The sequence below is a fragment of the Rubricoccus marinus genome, from assembly GCF_002257665.1.
Taxonomy (GTDB): Bacteria; Bacteroidota; Rhodothermia; order Rhodothermales; family Rubricoccaceae; genus Rubricoccus; species Rubricoccus marinus.
The window spans coordinates 3233207-3250586 of sequence record NZ_MQWB01000001.1 but is presented as its reverse complement, the minus strand read 5'-3'; the positions used below and the strand labels follow the sequence as shown (position 1 = coordinate 3250586).

Here is a 17380-nt window from a genome sequence, read left to right as displayed (position 1 = left end):
CTGGCGCCAGAGGCCGCTCTCATGGAATTGCTGCGTGGCCTCGCGATCCTGTTCGGCGCCGCGTTCGCGGTCGGCGCTCTCGCCGCGCTGCTATTTCGCAAGAGGCAGGGGTGGCTCTCCGGCGCCGCCATCGTCGTTCTCGGCTCGTGGCCGTTGTGGATCATGCTGTCACAGGCGACGACCTGCACGATGGGCGACGACGACTCCTGGGCGGTCACGCTCGGGCTCTGCTCCATCCTCGCGGGCGGCGCGGTTCCGCTCCTTGCAGCTTCTGGCGCGGCGTGGAGGAACCACCGCGCGATGGTCCCGCTTCTCACCCTCGCGCCGCTTCTGTTCTACGTCCCGCACATGCTGGAAACGGGCTGGGGCGAGCACTCGCTCTGCGGCCCCGAGTACACCTTGTACGCAGCCAGCCGCCCCCTCGCGCTGGCGTTCTACCCCGTGATGTGGGGCTACGGCCTCCTGCTCTCGGCTCTCGCATTTCTCCCTTTTCTTCGCCAGAGGCCACCCTCTGCACCTCCCGCCCCATGACCGACCTCCAGACCCGCCTCGACGCTCTCACTTCCCAGGACTCTCCCGACCGCGACGACGCCCGCGCGGCCGTCTCGGACCTGCTCGACGCGCTGGAAGCGGGCGAGGCCCGCTCCGCCGAACGCGACGCCAGCGGCCTCTGGCGCGCCAACGGGTGGGTCAAGCGCGGCATCCTGCTCGGCTTCCGCGTCGGCGCGATCGTGGATCAGTCCGTGGGGCCGTTCGCCTTTTTCGACAAGGACACGTACCCCACCCAGGCGTTCTCACCCCAGGCCGGCGTGCGCATCGTGCCCGGCGGGTCGACGGTCCGCCGCGGGTCGTACCTCGCGCCCGGCGTCGTCTGCATGCCGCCGATGTACGTCAACGTCGGCGCCTACGTGGACAGCGGCACGATGGTGGACAGCCACGCGCTCGTGGGGAGCTGCGCGCAGATCGGTAAGGACGTGCACCTCTCGGCCGCTGCCCAGGTCGGCGGCGTGCTGGAGCCCATCGGCATGGCGCCGGTCGTGATCGAGGACGGCGTGTTCGTCGGCGGCGGCTGCGGCGTCTATGAGGGCACCGTCGTGCGCGAAAACGCCGTCCTGGCCGCGGGCGTCATCCTCACGCGGAGCTCCCGCGTCTACGACCTCGCCAACGAGACCACGCTGCGGGCCTCTGGCGACGCGCCGCTGGAGATCCCCGCGGGCGCCGTCGTCGTGCCGGGCACGCGCGCGGTCGATTCCGACTTCGGCCGCGAGCACGGCCTCTCGCTCTCGGCGCCGATGATCGTCAAGTACCGCGACGCGAGCACGGACGCGAGCACGACCCTGGAAGAGGCGCTGCGGTAGGCCTGTAACGAGCGGGGGCGGCCTCTGGCGCCAGAGGCCGCGCCTCCCTTAGCGCCTGAATAGCGAGCCGACGAGCGCCACGACGGCCGTGTAGAGCGCGGCGCCGAGCCACACGCCGAACACGAGGAACAGCGTCCGCGTGCCCTCGTCGAGCGCCATCAGGATGACCATCAGCCCGTTGTGCACGGCCGCGAGGACGAGCGCGCCGACAAACGCCGTGAACGGGTCCAGCCGCAGCATCTCCCCGCGCTCCGAGCGGAAAATGCCGACCACGAAGCCGAGGATCGTCTTGATCAGCGCTCCCAATCCCACGAAACTGCCGAGAATCAAGAAATCTGCACCGAGCCCCGCCGCGAACCCCGCGATGGCCCCCGTGACGCGACCGTAGCGCAACGCCATGATCGCGACGTAGAGCAGGACAACGTCGGGAACGACTCCCCAGATGGGAAGGCGGCTGAAAATGAGCCACTGGGCGAGTACCACGCCAAGGCCGATGAGCACTTGACGGACGAGGGTCGGCATTCGAAAGGCGGTCGGGAAAGGAGGCGCAAAGCTACACCGGGCGGCGGCGGGAACCGGCTACGCGCCAGAAGCTGGCCGGGTCCGGCGAACCTGGGGACCTCGCGGGCGTGAGAGCCTACGATCCTCCCCGATGAACCAGTGGTGTACGCCGCGCTTTACGCCTCCCGCCCGATCCAGCCGATGTCCGAAGAGGACCTCGCTGAGATACTGGCTGTCTCGCGGCGTAAGAACGCCGAGCGGGGCATTACAGGCCGTCTGGTGTACGCCGCCACAGAAGGCGAGGTGGGGCTGTTCGCTCAGTGGATTGAGGGGGAGGACTGGCGCGTGCGCGAGTTGCTGTACTTCTCCATCCTGTGCGACGCGCGCCACGCGTTCGTAGGACGCCCCTTCGAAGGCCCGATCGAGCGCCGGCAGTTCCCTTCTTGGACGATGGAGTTCGAGCGGTTGGGGAGCGAGGAGATCGTGTCGGCCGAGATCGATTCCCTCGTGGCGCGGGCGCACACCATCCGGCCCCAAGCAAAGCGGAAGATGCGGATGTCGCCAGAGGCGACCCGCAGGCGGCACGCGCCGACGGGCTAAAGCTGACCGGCTAGGCGCTCGCGCCTCTGCGTTCGGCAGCCAATCGCCTTTAAAGCGCGTGGAGCCTCTGGCGGAGCGAGGCCACGTCCACGCGCCCCGGCGTGCCGGGCGTCTGATAGGACTCCAGCGCCTCGGCCTCTGGCGGAACGGAGAGCGCGCCGAGGTGCGTCCCCACCTCGCGGTAGGCGTCGCGGAACGCCTCGCCAGAGGCGACGCGGTCGAGCGCCTCGGCAGTTGCGAACAGGTCGGGGGAGAGCGCCTCGCGCATGGCCCGCTCCTGCCATTCGATGCCGGGCAGGACAGCGCCGAGCGCCGTCATGAGGTCTTGCGCGGCCATGACGGCGCGCATGGTGGCCTCCTTGGTGAGCTGAAGGTCCCGGTGGTAGCCGCCGGGGAGACCGGCCGGGAGCGTGAGCAGCAGGTGGAGCTCGGCGGTAAGGCGGTGGACCGTTGCGCGGGCCAGCTCCAGCACGTCCGGGTTCCGCTTTTGCGGCATAATGGACGACCCGGTCGTGTACTCGTGCGGGAGCGTCACGAAGCCGAACTCCGACGTGGCGAACAGCACGAGGTCGCTTGCGAGGCGGTTGGCGGTCAGGCCCATCTGCACCAGCGCGTGGACAACCGAGGCCTCGGCTTTGCCGCGAGAGAGCTGGACCGCGGTCACGTTTTCCTGCACGCGCGGGAAGCCCAGGCGCTCAGCGACCTCTCGGCGCGGGAGGTCCAGGCTGGGCACGCCGTAGCCTGCGGCGCTGCCCCACGGGGAGGCGTCGGCGCGGGAGGCGGCGTCGGCGAGTCCTGCGAGGTCGTCGAGCAGGAGCTCGGCGTAGCCGGCGGCCCAGAGGCCGGCCGTTGTGGGCATGGCGCGCTGAAGGTGCGTGTAGCCCGGCATGAGCAGCGCGTCGCCCCCTTCGGCGTGCTCGATCAGCGCGGCGCAGGCCTCGCGCCCGCTGCGGGCGATGGCGCCGAGCGCGTCGCGCAGCCAGAGCCGCAGCGCGACGAGCACCTGGTCGTTTCGGGAGCGTCCGGCGTGGATCTTCTTGCCCGCCTCGCCCACGCGCGCCGTCAGCTCGCGCTCGATCACGGTGTGCATGTCCTCGTCCTGGGGCGTGACCGCGATCTGGCCATCGACCCAGGCGTCATAGATGTCCGTGAGCGCGTCGCCGATCTCCTGCTCCTCGGCTTCTGTAAGCACGCCCGCGAGGCGGAGCCCGTAGGCGTGCCCGCGCGTGCCCTCCACGTCGTACGGGAGCAGGATCGTGTCCCACCGCCAGTCCTCGCCGACGGTGAAGCGCGTGACCCAGTCCGCGGCGGCGGTGCCTTTGTGCCAGATGGCGCGCGGGGACGGGGACTCGGGGGCGGTGGGCGTGGGCTCGCTCATGTGAATCGGCCTATCGGGGGGCAGGGCCTCTGGCGCCAGAGGCTACTGCGAGGGAGGAGGAGGTGAGGCCGGCGCACCGCTCGTCGGCGGTGGCAGCATGTCTTGCGTCTCCTCAGCAGGCGCCGGAGAAGCGGGCGCGCCGCCGAGGGCCTCTTGCGCGGTGCTGGCCGCGTCGTCAGCGCGAGGCGCGGGGACGGCGCCCTGAGAGCCGGTGGTGGCTTCGTAGGCGTCTTGCTCGGCGTTGTCGGCGCCGGTGTGGTCGGGGTTGCCGCCGTCGGGGCGGTTCTCGAACTGGCATCCCGCGAACGAGATCGCGAGGAAGAGAGCGAGGAGAGAGCGCTTCATGGCTCGCAGGGTAGGGAGCCGCAACCTACTCCGCTTCGCGCGGGGCCTCACTCGAATTGCGCGAGCACCGCGGCCACGCCCTGGGCGTAGCCAGGCCCGTGCGTAAGGTGGTTGATGCGGTGGAAGAGGTTGTAGACCTCGCGCCGTGCCGCGTAGCCAGGCGCCAGAGGCCACGCCTCCCGGTAGCCTTCGTAAAAGGCGGGTGCGAAGCTGCCGAACAACTCGGTCATGGCGAGGTCGGCCTCGCGGTCGCCGACGTACACGGCCGGGTCGATCAGCGCGAAGCGTCCGCCAGAGGCCGCGAGGGCGTTGCCGGCCCACAGGTCGCCGTGGAGCACGCTGGGGTGAGGACGCGCGGGCAGAATCTCGGGTAGTCTCGCGACGAGGCGCGCCAGGGGCCCGTCCCACTCGGCCTGCCACGCGTCGGCACCTGCTCCAGACACCGATCCGGAGGCGCGGACGACCTCGGCCTGGGCGAGCAGGCGGCGCTCGCCGAAAAACGTGGGCCAGTCGTTCAGCCAGCCGTTGTGCTGTGGCTTGCTGCCGATCCAGTTGTCGGCGTGCCACCCGTAGGCGCCAGAGGCCCCGGCGGTCTGCGCCTCTGGTGGCTCGGCGCGGTGGAGCGTGGCGAGAGCGCGCCCGAAGCGCCGCCAGTCCCCGGGTGTAGGATCACCGGGTTCGATCCAGGGGAGCAGCAGCAGGCCCTCGGCCTCTGGCGCGCGGTTGACGGCCAGCAGCGGCTCGGGCACGAGAAGCTCTGCGCCGCTGGCGTGGGCGGCTTCGCGGAGCGCGGCGAGGCCCTCAGCTTCGGCCTCGAACGAGTCGCCGCCCGGACCGGCGTTCCACTTCGCGAGAAAGGTGCCGCCAGAGGCCTCGATGCGGGCGGCCTGCGAGGTGTCGCCCCCGCCGATGGGGCGCGTGCGTGTGATGGTGCCGGTGAGGGGTTCGAGCCTCTGGAAGCGGGAGTCGGAGGGCATGGCGCCTAACCTAGTGCTGCTGCGGGAGGCGCCGTAGGTTCGCGCCATGCCCGATCCCGACCTCCAGGCCCGCCTCGACGCGCTCGAAGCGCGCGTGGCCGACCTTGAAGCGCGCCTCTCGCGCCGCCCCTCCCGTGCCTCTGGCGAGGCTCGCCCCGCGCGCCAGAGGCCGGCGGCGCCCCCGGGCCTCCGCGTCAAGTGGGCCGAGGCCAAAAGCGAGGACGTGCTCGGCAAAGTGGGCATCGCGCTGTTCCTCGTCGGCGTGCTGTTCTTGCTCAAGGAAGCCGTGGACCGCGGGTGGCTGACGGCGGCGGTTCGCGTTGGTGGCGCGGGCGCGCTCGGCGCGGCGCTCGTGGCCGTGGGGCTCCGGCTGCGGCGCCAGAGGCCGGTTTTGGGCCGGCTGCTCACCGGCGGCGGCATCGCAACGCTCTACGGCGCGCTGTGGACGGCCTCGGCGCTGTACCCGCTGCTCCCGGCTTCGGTCGCGCTCGCGGGGATGGCTGGCGTGGCGGTCTTTTCGCTAGTGCTGGCCTCTCGCGAGGATGACGCGGCGCTCTCGGTCGTGGGCACGCTCGGCGCGCTGATGACGCCGCTGCTGCTCTACCGCGAGGGCGGGCAGATGGCGCTCCTGATGGGCTACCTCGCCGTCGTCATGATCGGCGCGGGTGTGGTGTACTGGCGGAAAGGGTGGGCAGCGCTCGTGGGCGCGGCCTCTGGCGGAGGCTGGGGCGTGGTCCTCGTCGCGTGGATCGTGGGCATCTGGCCCGCGATGGTCGAGGCGACGGGCACGGACCGGTTGGCGTTTACGCTCGGCGCCGTCGTGGTCTGGCTCGCGACGGGGATCCTGCCCGTCCTCCGGCGCCAGAGGCTCGGTGCTCTCGCGGAGCCGGTGTTCGAGAAATGGCCGTCGCTCCTGCGACCGGTCTCGCTGGCGGTCCTCGCGGCACCTCTGGCGCTGATCGGGCTTGTAGACGCGGCGTGGACGTGGACGACGCCGGCGTTTGTCGGCATCGCGCTGGTGCTCGCCGTCGGCTACGCGCTGGCGTCGCGGGCGGTGCGGCCTCTGGCGGGGCCTCTGGTGCTGGCGTCGGCGGGCCTCGTGGCCTGGGCCGCGGGCCGCGCGCTAGGCATCGACGACATGCGGCTGGCGGCAACGCTGACCGCGCTCGGCTGTGTGCTCGTGTGGGTGGCACGCCGCGATCACCAGCGCGACGTGGCGCTCGTGGGCCATGCGCTCGCGATGAGCGCAGCGTTCGTGCTCGTCGTGCTGCTGACCTTCGCGGTCGGCTTCCCGTTCGAGCAAGCGCTGGAGCCCCTCGCGGCGGGGCAGTTCTGGCGTGTCCTGTTGGCCGCCGCGCTCGGTGCAGGCGCGCTGGGCTGGACCGGCTTCACGTCCGGCCGCACCACCTCCGCCAGAGGCTTCCACCTGACGGCGGCGCACTTGGTCATCCTCGCGTGGCTGCGCGTCGCGCTCGGGCCTCTGGCGAACGGCACGTCGCTGACGAGCGCGGCGTGGGGCGTGTACGGCATCGCGCTCGTCGTCGTCGGCCTGCGGCTGGGCGACGATCTGGTGCGGAGCATCGGGCTCGGGACGGTTCTCGTGACGGTCGCGAAGGTGCTGCTGATTGACCTGGCGCAGGTTTCGGCGCTCTCGCGCATCCTGCTGTTCATGGGCCTCGGTGGGCTGCTCCTGCTCGTCAGCTATCTCGTGCCGAGCCTCTTGCGCGGGCGTCCCGCCAGAGGCGAGGGGCCGGGCGCGAGCGGCGAGCCGCCGCATCCGCCGGGCGACGGGCTCTCGGAGCCGCCCCTGCCGCCGGTCCCGGTGGAGCGGGAGGCGTAGCGCCAGAGGCACCTCGCAATCACCATGCATCTAAACTCTCACATACTCGCCCACAGGCATTCATCGTCGCATCGCGCGGAGATTGAGCGTAGCGAGAGGTGCGGGTGCTTCTACTGTATGGCGGTGTATCCACCTGAAGCTGTGGCGGAGTGGATTGATGAGGGGAACGGTGGTGAGACCGCACTTTGCCCATCGTGCGGGATCGATTCCGTAATCGGCTCGGCCTCGGGCTATCCGATTACAGGAGCCTTCCTCGGCCGGATGAATGCACACTACTTCTGAACCTCTGGCGCCAGAGGCTCATGCATTCACCACGCGGACGGTCACCAGCAACTGTCCCACGTGGCGCTGCGTGTGCTCCGCCGCATGCACCAGCGTGCCGATGACTGTCGAGGGCAACTGATCGCGTCCGACGCCGCGCCACTCGGGGAGCGTTGCCGGGTCCGTCGCGCGGAGTTGGGCCAGCGCGGCGTCCACGCCCTCCGCGAAGGCGTCGAATAGAGCCTCTGGCGTGAGCGCGGGATCCTCCACGCCCTCGGCGTGAAGGTGCGCGAACTGGGCGTCCGAGAGCGGCTCGCCTCTGGCGTAGGTCAGCATCCGGTCCAGCACGCCCGCGAGGTGTTGGAGGTGGAAGCCCGCCGAGGCTGCACCGCCAGGGCGCCGCCAGAGGCGGTCGGCAGGCAGGTCGGCCACGAGCCCCGCCACGTCCTCGCGCGCCTGCAACAGCGCGTGCGCGACGGGCTGGAGCAGCGCTGGGATACCATCGACAGGGCCGCGGAGCCAGACTTCAGGTTGGGACATGAGCGGCGCCAGAGGCTAGCCCAGCGCGCGGCGGACGGCGCGGCGCGTGAGCTCCACCGTCGCGCCGTAGACGAGGTGCGAGCCCAGCTCCCACACCCACCACGCATCGGGAAGCTCGTCGGGGTCGGCCTGCAGGCCCGCCAGAGGCAGCGTGGAGCCGTGCGTGCCCGCGAAGAGGACGCCCGCGGCGGGGAGGCCGAAGCCGACCTCGATATCGGTGATCTCCGCGAGGACGCCGTACGTCAGCCCCGCACCTGTCCCGAAGGCCCAGTGGATGCCTTCCTGCGCTTTCATCTTCTCGTCGCGCGAGAGCTTTACGCCGACCACGTCGGTGGCCTCTTGCGCCATCTTGGCCGGCGGCATCCGGTCGGGGTGCCCCTGCACGTCGGCGCCCGGGAGCTCCTTCTCGGCGTGCGTGGGCGGAAACCACTTCTCGCCGAGGTCCTGGAGGATGGGCTCGGCCTTGCTTTTGACGAACGTGCCGACGGCACCGGCGACGAGGCCGGCGACGGCGCCTTTGAGGAGAGAACGGTCAGACATGGGTAATCGGAGAGGTGCAGCCCTGAGACGACCCGCCCCGCGTGTAGGTCCGCGCGCCACCGTCATGGAATCCCTGAATCGCGCCTCTGGCGCCAGAGGCCGCGCCGCCTTGATGAACCGCGCGCGAAGCGCTAGCGTGCACCCCTCCCCGATATCCCGCGCGCGATGCAACGCCCTCCCATCCAGAGACCCGGGCCACAGGCCCACAACGGACACGCCTCTGGCGCCACGCTCCGGCCCGTCACGCTCGTCGTGAACGGCCAGACCGTCGAGGGCCGCGACGGCGAGTGGCTGGCGGGCTTGCTCGACCGGGTCGACGCCGAGCGCGGCGAGCCTCTGGCGATGAGCGGGGCGCCCGGCGGCGTGAGCGTGCCGCACGTCTGCTTCGACCCCGCGCTCGGCCCCATCCAGACCTGCGACACCTGCTGGGTCCGTGCCGACGGCGAGCTCGCGCGCGCCTGCGCCGTCCCAGTCTACAACGGGATGACCGTCGACACCCTCGCGCCAGAGGCCGCCGACGCCCGAGAGGAGGGGATGCACCGCATCCTGGGCCACCACAACCTCTACTGCACGGTCTGCGACCGGAACAACGGAGACTGCGAGGTCCACAACGCGACCAAGCATGTCGAGATCGACCACCTCCGCTACGAGTTCGAGCCCAAGCCGTACGACATCGACGCGAGCCACCCGTTCTACCAGTACGACCCCACGCAGTGCATCCTCTGCGGCAAGTGCGTCGAGGCTTGCCAAGAGGTGCAGGTGACCGAAACGCTCAGCATCGGGTGGGACCTGGACGTGCCGCGCGTGCTCTGGGACGGCGGCGCGCCGGCCGGCGAGTCCTCGTGCGTGAGCTGCGGGCACTGCGTCACGGTCTGCCCCTGCAACGCACTCATGGAAAAGACCATGATGGGCCAAGCAGGCCACTTCACGAACCTCAAGCGCGACGTCTTCGAGCCCGCCGTGGACGTGGTCAAGGCCGTCGAGCCGTTTATCGGCAACAAGCCCATCTTCGGGCTCAGCGACGCCGAGGCGAAAATGCGCGAGGCCTCGGTCCAGAAGACCAAAACGGTCTGCACCTACTGCGGCGTCGGCTGCGCCTTCGACGTGTGGACGCGCGAGCGCCGCATCCTCAAAATCGAGCCGCACGACGGCCCCGCCAACGGCATCTCGACGTGCGTCAAGGGCAAGTTCGGCTGGGACTTCGTCAACGCTCCCGAGCGCCTGCGCACGCCGCTAATCCGGAGTGACTCTGGCGGAATGGGGTACGGGGTACGAGGTACGGGGTACGGGTCGGCGCCAGAGGCCTCTGGCGATGTACCCGGTACCCCGCACCCTGTACCCGCCTCGCCAGAGGCCGAGACCTTCCGCGAGGCCACCTGGGACGAGGCGCTCGATACGGTCGCCCGGCGGATGCGCGCGATCGCCGACGAGCACGGGCCGGACAGCGTCGCGTTTATCGCCTCCAGCAAGGCCACCAACGAGGAGAGCTACCTCGTGCAGAAGATGGCCCGCGCCGTCTTCGGGACGAACAACGTGGACAACTGCTCCCGCTACTGCCAGGCGCCCGCCACGATGGGCCTCTGGCGGACCGTCGGCTACGGCGGCGACGCGGGCACGATGGACGACATCCGCGCTGCGGATCTGGTGCTGATGGTGGGGACCAACACGGACCAATCGCACCCTGTCCTCGCGGCGCACCTCCGCGCGGCGCAAAAGAAGCGCGGCCAGACGCACATCGTCGCCGATATCCGCTCGCACCTCACGGCCCAGCGCGCCGACCTCTTTCTGCAACCGAAGCCGGGAACGGACCTCATCTGGCTCAGCGCCGTCGCCCGGCACATCTTTGATCAGGGCTGGGAGGACCGCGCCTTTCTCGATCAGTGGGTGAACCACGAGAGCGTCTACCGCGAGAGCCTGGAGCCGTTCACGCTGGAGTTCGCGGCCGAGCGGACCGGCCTCTCGCCAGAGGCCCTGCGCGACGCGGCCTACCAGATCTCGCACGCCGAAACGGTCTGCGCACTCTGGGCGATGGGCGTCACGCAGCATAAGATGGGGTCGGACACGAGCACGGCGATCTCCAACCTGCTCCTCGCGACCGGCAACTTCGGCAAGCCGGGGACCGGCGGCTACCCGCTCCGCGGCCACAACAACGTGCAAGGCTGCTCGGACTTTGGGTCGATCAACACGTACTTCCCCGGCTACCAGAAGGTGGAGGACGACGAGGCCCGCAAGACCTACGAGCACGCCTGGGGCGTGAGCCTGAGCGCCAAAAAGGGCCTGGACAACCGCGAGATGATCGACGCCATCCACGAGGGCTCGCTTAAGGCGCTCTTCCTCGTCGGCGAGGAGATCGCGCTCGTGGACGCCGACGCGCACCACGTGCAAGACGCGCTGAGCAAGCTGGACTTCTTCTGCGTCCAGGAGATCTTTTTCTCCAAGTCCGCCGAGTTCGCCGACGTGGTCCTCGCCGCCTCGCCCAGCCTGGAGAAAGACGGCACATTCGTCAACACAGAGCGCCGCATCCAGCGGCTGTACCGCGCGATGGAGCCTCTGGCGGAGTCGCGTCCCGACTGGGAGATCCTGACCGACCTCGCGAAGCGCCTGGGCCACGACTGGGGCTACACGCACCCGAGCGACATCATGGACGAGGTCGCCGCCACGACGCCTCTTTTCGCGGGCGTCAATTACGCGCGCCTCGCGGGCTACAAAAGCCTCTGCTGGCCCGTCGCCGAAGACGGGACCGACACGCCGCTCCTCTACACCGAGGAGTTCCACCTCCCCGAAGGCAAGGCGCGGCTCTACCCGCTGGAATGGACCGAGCCCAGCGACCAGCCCGACGACGAGTACGACCTGCACCTCAACACGGGCCGCAACCTGGAGCACTTCCACGTCGGCAACCAGACGCACAAGTCGGCCGGGCTCAACTCCATCGTGCCCGGCACCTACGTCGAGGTCGCCGAGCCTCTGGCGAGCGCCAGAGGCCTGGACACCGGCGATTGGGTGCGGCTCATCTCGCGGCGCGGCGCCGTCAAGGCGCAGGTGCTCGTAAGCGATCAGGTGCGCGACAACGAACTGTACATGCCGCTGTCGTCGGCCGAGCACGCCGTCAACTACCTCACGTCGAGCGTGGTGGACCCGGACAGCCACACGCCCGCTTACAAGGAGCTAGCGGTCAAGATGGTCAAGCTAGACGGCCCGCCAACCGGCGAGCGCCGCAAGAGGCCCATCAAGCTCACGCACCACCGCTACGGCACCCCCACCCCGCAGGACGGCGTGGAGGTGCAGCGGAAGTGGGACCGGCCGGACTACGAGCTTCCCGTCATCCAGCGCCCGCCCGTCGGGTACACGCAGAGCCAGACCTAGCCCGCGGCGCCTCTGGCGCCAGAAGCCTGAGCTCCGTCCTCTCTCCCCCAACCGGTGTCATCGCGAGCGAAGCGCGGCGATCTCGCGACGCCGAGCTTGAACCCACCAGACCGCTTCGCTCGCGCTGCCTCTGTCTACCCTGCGGGGTCCAGCGACACTCGTCTCAGGGCTGTAGCCTCTGGCGCCGCGCTCTCGCCAGAGGCGCCGCAAGTCCCCAGCCCCACGTCCCTAGTCCCTTCCCGCGATGGCCTCCCCGATTACCTACGACTACCCGCCCGGGCCGCCCGGCCAGCAGACGTTCACGGCTGCGGATGACCTCGCGCGGCTGCTCGAAACGCTCCACACCTCGGGCACGCTGCGGACGCTGAACGGGCTTCTGGCGCAGTTACAAGACGTCATGGCGGTCGTGCTGGACGGCCTCAACACCGACGAGGGCCGCAACGGGATCGCGAACCTCCTCGTCCTCGCCAAGCTCCTCGGCCGGATCGACGCCGACGGGCTGGACCGCTTTGTCGTCGCGCTGGACCGCGGGCTGGAGGCTGCCGGCGAGCGGCTGGAGGAAAAGGACGACGCGCCCGGCTCGCTGACGGTCCTCAAAAAGCTGCGACAGCCCGAGGTGCGCCGCGGGCTCGACGCCGCGCTCACGCTTCTCGGCACGCTCGGGACGCAGCTCAGCGATCCGCAGCCGCCGGTCTACTCCAGCCACGACGGCAAGGACGGCGCCGAGCCTTAGGCCTCTGGCGGCCACGCGCGCTGCACGATGTGCGCATCGGGCGGTGCCGCGACTGCCGCCCGATACCCTTCTGGCGCCGCGAGAGGATGGAGGCGCCAGAGGCGATTGCCATCGCGCCACAGCGGCTTGGTCGCGTCCCGAGCATCGAGCGCGTCGAGGGTTCGTGGATCGCGCGAGAACCCATCGCCAGAGGCCTTGAGCGCGGCCTCTTTCCACACCCAGAGCTGTGCGAATAGATCGGCCGGGGCGTGAGCTAGTGCCAAAAGCTCTTGCTCCGCCGGGGAGCACACGACAGGCAACAGAACCCGGACCTCCTCCCACGGCCGGCGCCGCTCTAGGTCTACACCGACCGCCTGGCCTCTGGCGACGGCAATCATCGCGTGGTCGCCTGCGTGCGTGAGGTTGAAGCCCACGTCGCCAGAAGTCACCGCAGGCTTTCCCCAGGCATCCGTACGGAAGGCGATGGCCTCTGGCGCAATGCCGAGTGCCGCGCCGAGGATCTGGCGGAGCGCACAACGTCGCGCGGTAAAGCGCCGCCCGTCGGCCGCGAAGCGGTAGCGTCGGGCTTGCTCTTCTTCGTCGGCGCTGAGAATGCCGCTTTGTGCGCTTCTGGCGAGGTCTATGGTCCACACGTGAACCTCGCCAGAGGCCGGCCGCGCGCTCACGTCGCGCCGTTCTGCGCCGCCTTGAGTTCCTCCATCAGGCACTTCGCCAGAGGCTCTACGTGTGGGGGCTCTAGAAAGTCGTTGTGCGTTCCAGGGGTCGGGTAGATGCGCAGGCCCTCAGGGATCACGTCGGACCACTGGGTCGCCAGGGGGACCCCGTATGCGGGCGCGGTCCGGAACAGGACCGTGTTGCCGCGATACGGTCGCACCCGGTACGCCATGAGCGCATCGTGGCAGGCCGTCATAAGCCGGCGGTGCACGTCCGGCCGTGAGGTGTCGCGGAGGACGGTAGGTGCCCGCGTTCCCACGCGCCGTGCGCGCTGAGCACCTGCGCGGACGTAGGCCGCAGGGCCGGATCGCGCTCGCCGCCATTCGACGCGTGCGCGCCATCCCGCGTGCCGCGCCACCTGCCGCGCTTTGGTCAGGCGGGACTGCGCCAGAGGCGGCCGGCTGTCTAGTAGGGCGAGGAGCCCAACGGTCTCGCCAGAGGCCTGTAATTGCTGCGCCATCTCGAACGCGACGGCGCCCCCAAACGAGGAGCCCGCGAGGTAATACGGGCCTGCGGGCTGGACGCTGCGAATCTCCCGGATGTAGTCCACGGCCATCTCCTCAATGGTGGTCGCGAGCCTCTGGCGCCCGTCGATGCCTCGTGCCTCGATGCCATAAAACGGCTGGTCCGGTCCGAGGCGATGGGCGAGCTCGCGGAACGAAAGCACGTGCCCGGCCATGCTATGCACGCAAAACAGCGGGGGGCGCTCGCCTTCAGGTTGGAGAGCCACGAGGGGCGTCCATTCCGTCTCGGCACTCAGCCGCTCGGCGATCTGCGCGACGGTCGGGGCGTGGAAAAACGTCACGAGCGGGAACGAGACGCCCAACTCGGCCTCAATTCGAACGGCGATCTGCGCCGCTAGGAGGGAGTGTCCCCCGAGGTCGAAGAAATCGTCGTGGCGCCCCACGCGCTCCACGCCGAGGGCCGCCTGCCAGACCGACGCAAGGCGCTTCTCCATCTCGCCCTGCGGTGCTTCGTAGGCGGCCTCTGGCGTGACCTCCGCCAGGGGCTCGGGCAGCGCGCCTCGGTCCAGCTTGCCGTTGGGAAGCTGCGGCAGCGCGTCCAGGAGCACCACGGCGGTCGGGACGGCGGCGGACGGAAGCTGGGACGCGAGGAAGTCGCGCAAGCCTGCTGTCGTACTGCCGGAAGCTGTGTCGCCGCGCCAGAGGACCACGTAAGCCGCAAGCTCGTGGGCCTCTGGCGCGGCGTCCGCGCGCGAGAACGGGACGACGGCGCAGGCGCTCACGTCGGGGTGCGAACTGAGAACGGCCTCGACCCCCGCCGGGTCCACACGGACGCCGCGGACCTTGACCTGCCGGTCCACGCGGCCGAGGAAACGCAGCGAGCCGCTGGCGTCCGAAACGACTCGGTCGCCGGTGCGGAATACCGGCCCTGAGGCGATCGGGTTGGACGCGAAGCGCTCTGCGCTGAGGCCGGGCCGCGCGTGGTAGCCGCCCGCTACGCCTGCGCCGCCGACCAAGAGCTCGCCCGGCACGCCCGCCGGGACCGGATTGCCGTACCCGTCCACGACGACGAGTTGCGTGTTCGAGATCGCGCGGCCGATGGGGACCGTCGCGCCAGAGGCCTCTGGCGGTGCTGCTTCTGGCGCGAGGACGTGCGCCGTCACATCGGCGGAGACCTCCGTCGATCCGTAGAGGTTGAGCAGCGTTGCCGTGGGGTGCGCACGGGCAAAGCGCGCGGCGAGGTCTGCCGCGAGGGGCTCGCCACTGGCGGTCCAGAGCGTGAGGCGCGGTAGGCGCTCGCCGAGGTCCGGCGCGCGGTCCAGGATCGCGCGGAGCAGCGAGGGCACGAGGACGACCCGCGTGGCGCCTGTTTCCGCCAGAGCGTCCACGAACGCCGCCGGATCGCGCACGGCCTCTGGCGGAACGACGTGGAGGGGAACGCCTGCCGCCAGAGGCCCCAGGATTTCCCACACGCTGTCCACGAACGAGAGCGCGGTCTTTTGCACCGCCACCTCGCCCTCGCGCCACGGGAACGCCGCCTCCATCCACCCGATACGGTTGACGATGCCGCGGTGGAGCCCGATCACCCCCTTGGGCTGACCTGTCGATCCTGACGTGTACAGGACGTACGCGGCCTCTGGCGCTGCGTCCCGCGGTTCACCCCCGGCGGACTGAGCCTCCGTCGCCAGAGGCGAGCCGTCGGGCGCGAGGGTGAGCGTGGGTACATCTCCCAGAGGCGCGAGGCCGTGCGCGGTGAGGACCAGGCGCGCGCCGCTGTCTTCCAGCATGAACGCGAGGCGCGAGGCCGGGTACCCGGGGTCCAGCGGGACGTACGCCGCGCCCGACTTCAAGACGCCCAGCAGCGCTACAACCGCCGAGGCGCCGCGGGGTATGTGGAGCGCGACACGGTCTCCCGGCCCGAGGCCTCTGGCGCGCAAGAGGACCGCGACCGCCTCCGCGCGGGCGTCGAGGTCGCCGTGAGTGAGGGCGATCTCACCGTCGCGGACCGCGACACGGTCGGGCGTGCGGAGGGATTGGGCGTGCACGAGCTCGTGCGCGGTTTCGGCCGCCAGAGGCGTGTCAGGACCGGTCCAGGCGGTGAGCATCGCGCGGGCCTCGTCCTCGGGCATCACGGGGAGGTCCCCGATGCGGGCCTCTGGCGCGTGCGCAAGCGCGACGAGAAGCGCGTGGAACCGGTCGAGCAGGCGCTCCATCGTCGCCGCGTCGAACAGCGCCGTGGGGTACTCGAACTGTAGGGACTCCATCCCGGCCAACTCGGTCACGATGCCGACAAGCTCGAACTGCGCGCCGCCGCGGTCGAGGTCCACCGGCTCCATCTCCACGCCGCCGAGTTGCGTCGTCGGGAGCGGCACGTTGATGTGGTTGAACATCACCGAGACGAGCGGCGGGCGGCTCGGATCGCGCTCCGGGTGGAGGTCGCCGATCAACTCTGCAAAGGGATACGCCTGGTTGGCAAACGCGTCGACGACGGTCTCCCGGATGCCGCTCAGCGCGTCCTCGAAGCGCGGGTTGCCCGCCAGGTCCGCGCGAAGCACAATCGTGTTGAGGAACAGCCCGACGAGGCGCTCCATCTCCGGCGTCTCGCGGCCCGCGATGGGCACACCAACGGCCACGTCCGCGCTGCCCGTCCACCGGTGGAGAAATACCTGGAAAGCCGCCAGAAGCGTCATGAACAGCGTTGCGCCGTTGGCCTGGCTTACGCGCCGGAGCCCCTCCAGCACCTCTGGCGCCAGAGGCCGCGAGACCATCGCACCCTCGAAGCGCTGCTCCCGAGGGCGCACGCGGTCCGTGGGAAGGTCCAGCGGCTCCACGCCTGCCAACTGCTCCAGCCAGTACGCGCGCTGCGGCTCCAGTGCGCCCGACTCCAGCCTCTGGCGTTGCCACCGCGCCACGTCGGTCATCTGCACCTCTAGCGGCGGCAGCGCCTCTGGCGAGAGGCCACCGTAAACGGCCGACAGCTCGCCCAGGAGAACGCCCAGCGACCACGCATCGCCGACGATGTGCGGCATCGTGAGCAAGAGCACGGAGGTGTCGTCCGCGAGGCGGTAGAGCACTGTGCGGAGGTGCGCCGCGCTTTCCAGGTTGAACGGGCGGCGGACCACGGCGCCCATCTTGCCACTCAGCATCGTCTCCCGCTCGGCCTCTGGATAGGCGCGAAGGTCCACGGCGGTAAGCGCGTAGTCGGGTTCGCTTAGCCGCTGCACCAGGCCCCCATCTTCGGTGACGAACCGCGTCCGGAGTCCGTGGTGGCGCTGGACGAGCGCGCCGAAGGCGGCCTCTAGCGCCTCGGCATCCACCTGGCCCTTTAGGCGAACGGCGCCCGCGATGGTATAAGCCGTGCCGTCAGGGTCCAGACGGTGGAGCATCCACATCCGCTCCTGCGCGGGCGTGAGCGGGGCGTCACCCTCGCCAGAGGCCACGAGCGGGACCGCCGCGTCGGCCTCTGGCGCTGCGGCGCGCTCCAGGGCTTCGTCGACCGCGGCGGCCATGCCGGCAACGGTCGGGATGCGGAAAAGCGCGTCCAGGGGCACATCCACGCCGTACGCCTCGCGCACGCGCGCAGCTACCTGTGCCACGCCGATGGAGCTTCCGCCAACCACGAAAAAGTGATCGTCGCGCCCGAGGGTTTCGACCTTCAGCACCTCTCGCCAGAGGCGTGCAACGGTGGCTTCGGTATCGGTCTGGAGCGGGAGGGCGGAGCCGTCGCCAGAGGCGCCGAGCTGGCTGATGCCGAGGATCTTCATGG

At 70.2% G+C, this 17380-nt stretch carries 14 protein-coding genes; 6 read left to right on the top strand and 8 right to left on the bottom strand.

The window, feature by feature from the left end:
- Nucleotides 1-21 precede the first annotated feature (21 nt).
- Together BSZ36_RS13745 and BSZ36_RS13740 are read left to right on the top strand one after the other, a co-directional pair.
- Nucleotides 22-531, top strand: a complete 510-nt coding sequence (locus tag BSZ36_RS13745; RefSeq protein WP_094549926.1) for a hypothetical protein — start codon at nt 22-24, stop codon at nt 529-531.
- Complete coding sequence (locus BSZ36_RS13740) at nt 528-1358, top strand: 2,3,4,5-tetrahydropyridine-2,6-dicarboxylate N-succinyltransferase (RefSeq protein ID WP_094549924.1); 831 nt, start codon at nt 528-530, stop codon at nt 1356-1358. Before BSZ36_RS13745 ends, BSZ36_RS13740 begins: the two co-directional genes overlap by 4 nt.
- 48 nt (nt 1359-1406) lie before the next feature.
- Here the strand turns inward: BSZ36_RS13740 and mreD are convergent, their stop codons facing one another.
- Nucleotides 1407-1880: a rod shape-determining protein MreD gene (gene mreD / locus BSZ36_RS13735; RefSeq protein WP_094549922.1), complete on the bottom strand. Its 474-nt coding sequence runs from the start codon at nt 1878-1880 to the stop codon at nt 1407-1409.
- Nucleotides 1881-2018: 138 nt separating this feature from the next.
- Here mreD and BSZ36_RS13730 point away from each other — a divergent pair, with 138 nt between their 5' ends.
- Entirely contained in the window at nt 2019-2459 is a 441-nt protein-coding gene (locus BSZ36_RS13730; protein WP_342760087.1) for a BLUF domain-containing protein, read from the top strand.
- Between the two features lie 49 nt (nt 2460-2508).
- Here BSZ36_RS13730 and argH read toward each other — a convergent pair whose 3' ends face one another.
- The 3 genes from argH to BSZ36_RS13715 are packed head-to-tail and all read right to left on the bottom strand — an operon-like array spanning nt 2509 to nt 5159.
- Nucleotides 2509-3837 carry an argininosuccinate lyase gene (gene argH, locus BSZ36_RS13725; RefSeq protein WP_179271200.1) on the bottom strand — a complete coding sequence of 443 codons (1329 nt, stop codon included), beginning with the start codon at nt 3835-3837 and terminating at the stop codon, nt 2509-2511.
- Nucleotides 3838-3879: 42 nt separating this feature from the next.
- Nucleotides 3880-4182, bottom strand: a complete 303-nt coding sequence (locus BSZ36_RS13720; RefSeq protein ID WP_094549920.1) for a hypothetical protein — start codon at nt 4180-4182, stop codon at nt 3880-3882.
- 47 nt (nt 4183-4229) lie between these two features.
- Nucleotides 4230-5159, bottom strand: a complete 930-nt coding sequence (locus tag BSZ36_RS13715; RefSeq protein WP_179271199.1) for a fructosamine kinase family protein — start codon at nt 5157-5159, stop codon at nt 4230-4232.
- A gap of 46 nt (nt 5160-5205) precedes the next feature.
- On the opposite strand from BSZ36_RS13715, the gene BSZ36_RS13710 reads away from it, so the two are divergent.
- Complete coding sequence (locus tag BSZ36_RS13710) at nt 5206-6999, top strand: DUF2339 domain-containing protein (RefSeq protein ID WP_094549918.1); 1794 nt, start codon at nt 5206-5208, stop codon at nt 6997-6999.
- A gap of 300 nt (nt 7000-7299) precedes the next feature.
- Here BSZ36_RS13710 and BSZ36_RS13700 read toward each other — a convergent pair whose 3' ends face one another.
- Nucleotides 7300-7800, bottom strand: coding sequence for a DinB family protein (locus BSZ36_RS13700; RefSeq protein ID WP_094549913.1), 501 nt, complete (start codon nt 7798-7800; stop codon nt 7300-7302).
- Between the two features lie 15 nt (nt 7801-7815).
- Nucleotides 7816-8340 (bottom strand): DUF1440 domain-containing protein, encoded by a 525-nt coding sequence (locus BSZ36_RS13695; protein ID WP_094549911.1) that lies wholly within the window; start codon nt 8338-8340, stop codon nt 7816-7818.
- Nucleotides 8341-8505: 165 nt separating this feature from the next.
- On the opposite strand from BSZ36_RS13695, the gene fdhF reads away from it, so the two are divergent.
- Nucleotides 8506-11703: a formate dehydrogenase subunit alpha gene (gene fdhF, locus BSZ36_RS13690; protein WP_094549909.1), complete on the top strand. Its 3198-nt coding sequence runs from the start codon at nt 8506-8508 to the stop codon at nt 11701-11703.
- Nucleotides 11704-11947: 244 nt separating this feature from the next.
- On the top strand, nt 11948-12436 hold the full coding sequence (locus BSZ36_RS13685) for a helical membrane plugin domain-containing protein (protein WP_094549907.1): 489 nt from the start codon (nt 11948-11950) through the stop codon (nt 12434-12436).
- Here the strand turns inward: BSZ36_RS13685 and BSZ36_RS13680 are convergent.
- Nucleotides 12433-13143, bottom strand: coding sequence for a 4'-phosphopantetheinyl transferase family protein (locus BSZ36_RS13680; RefSeq protein WP_143536901.1), 711 nt, complete (start codon nt 13141-13143; stop codon nt 12433-12435). The two genes, BSZ36_RS13685 and BSZ36_RS13680, sit on opposite strands and share 4 nt — an antisense overlap.
- Complete coding sequence (locus tag BSZ36_RS13675) at nt 13098-17378, bottom strand: amino acid adenylation domain-containing protein (protein ID WP_094549903.1); 4281 nt, start codon at nt 17376-17378, stop codon at nt 13098-13100. The genes BSZ36_RS13680 and BSZ36_RS13675 overlap by 46 nt, the downstream gene beginning before the upstream one ends.
- Nucleotides 17379-17380 lie beyond the last annotated feature (2 nt).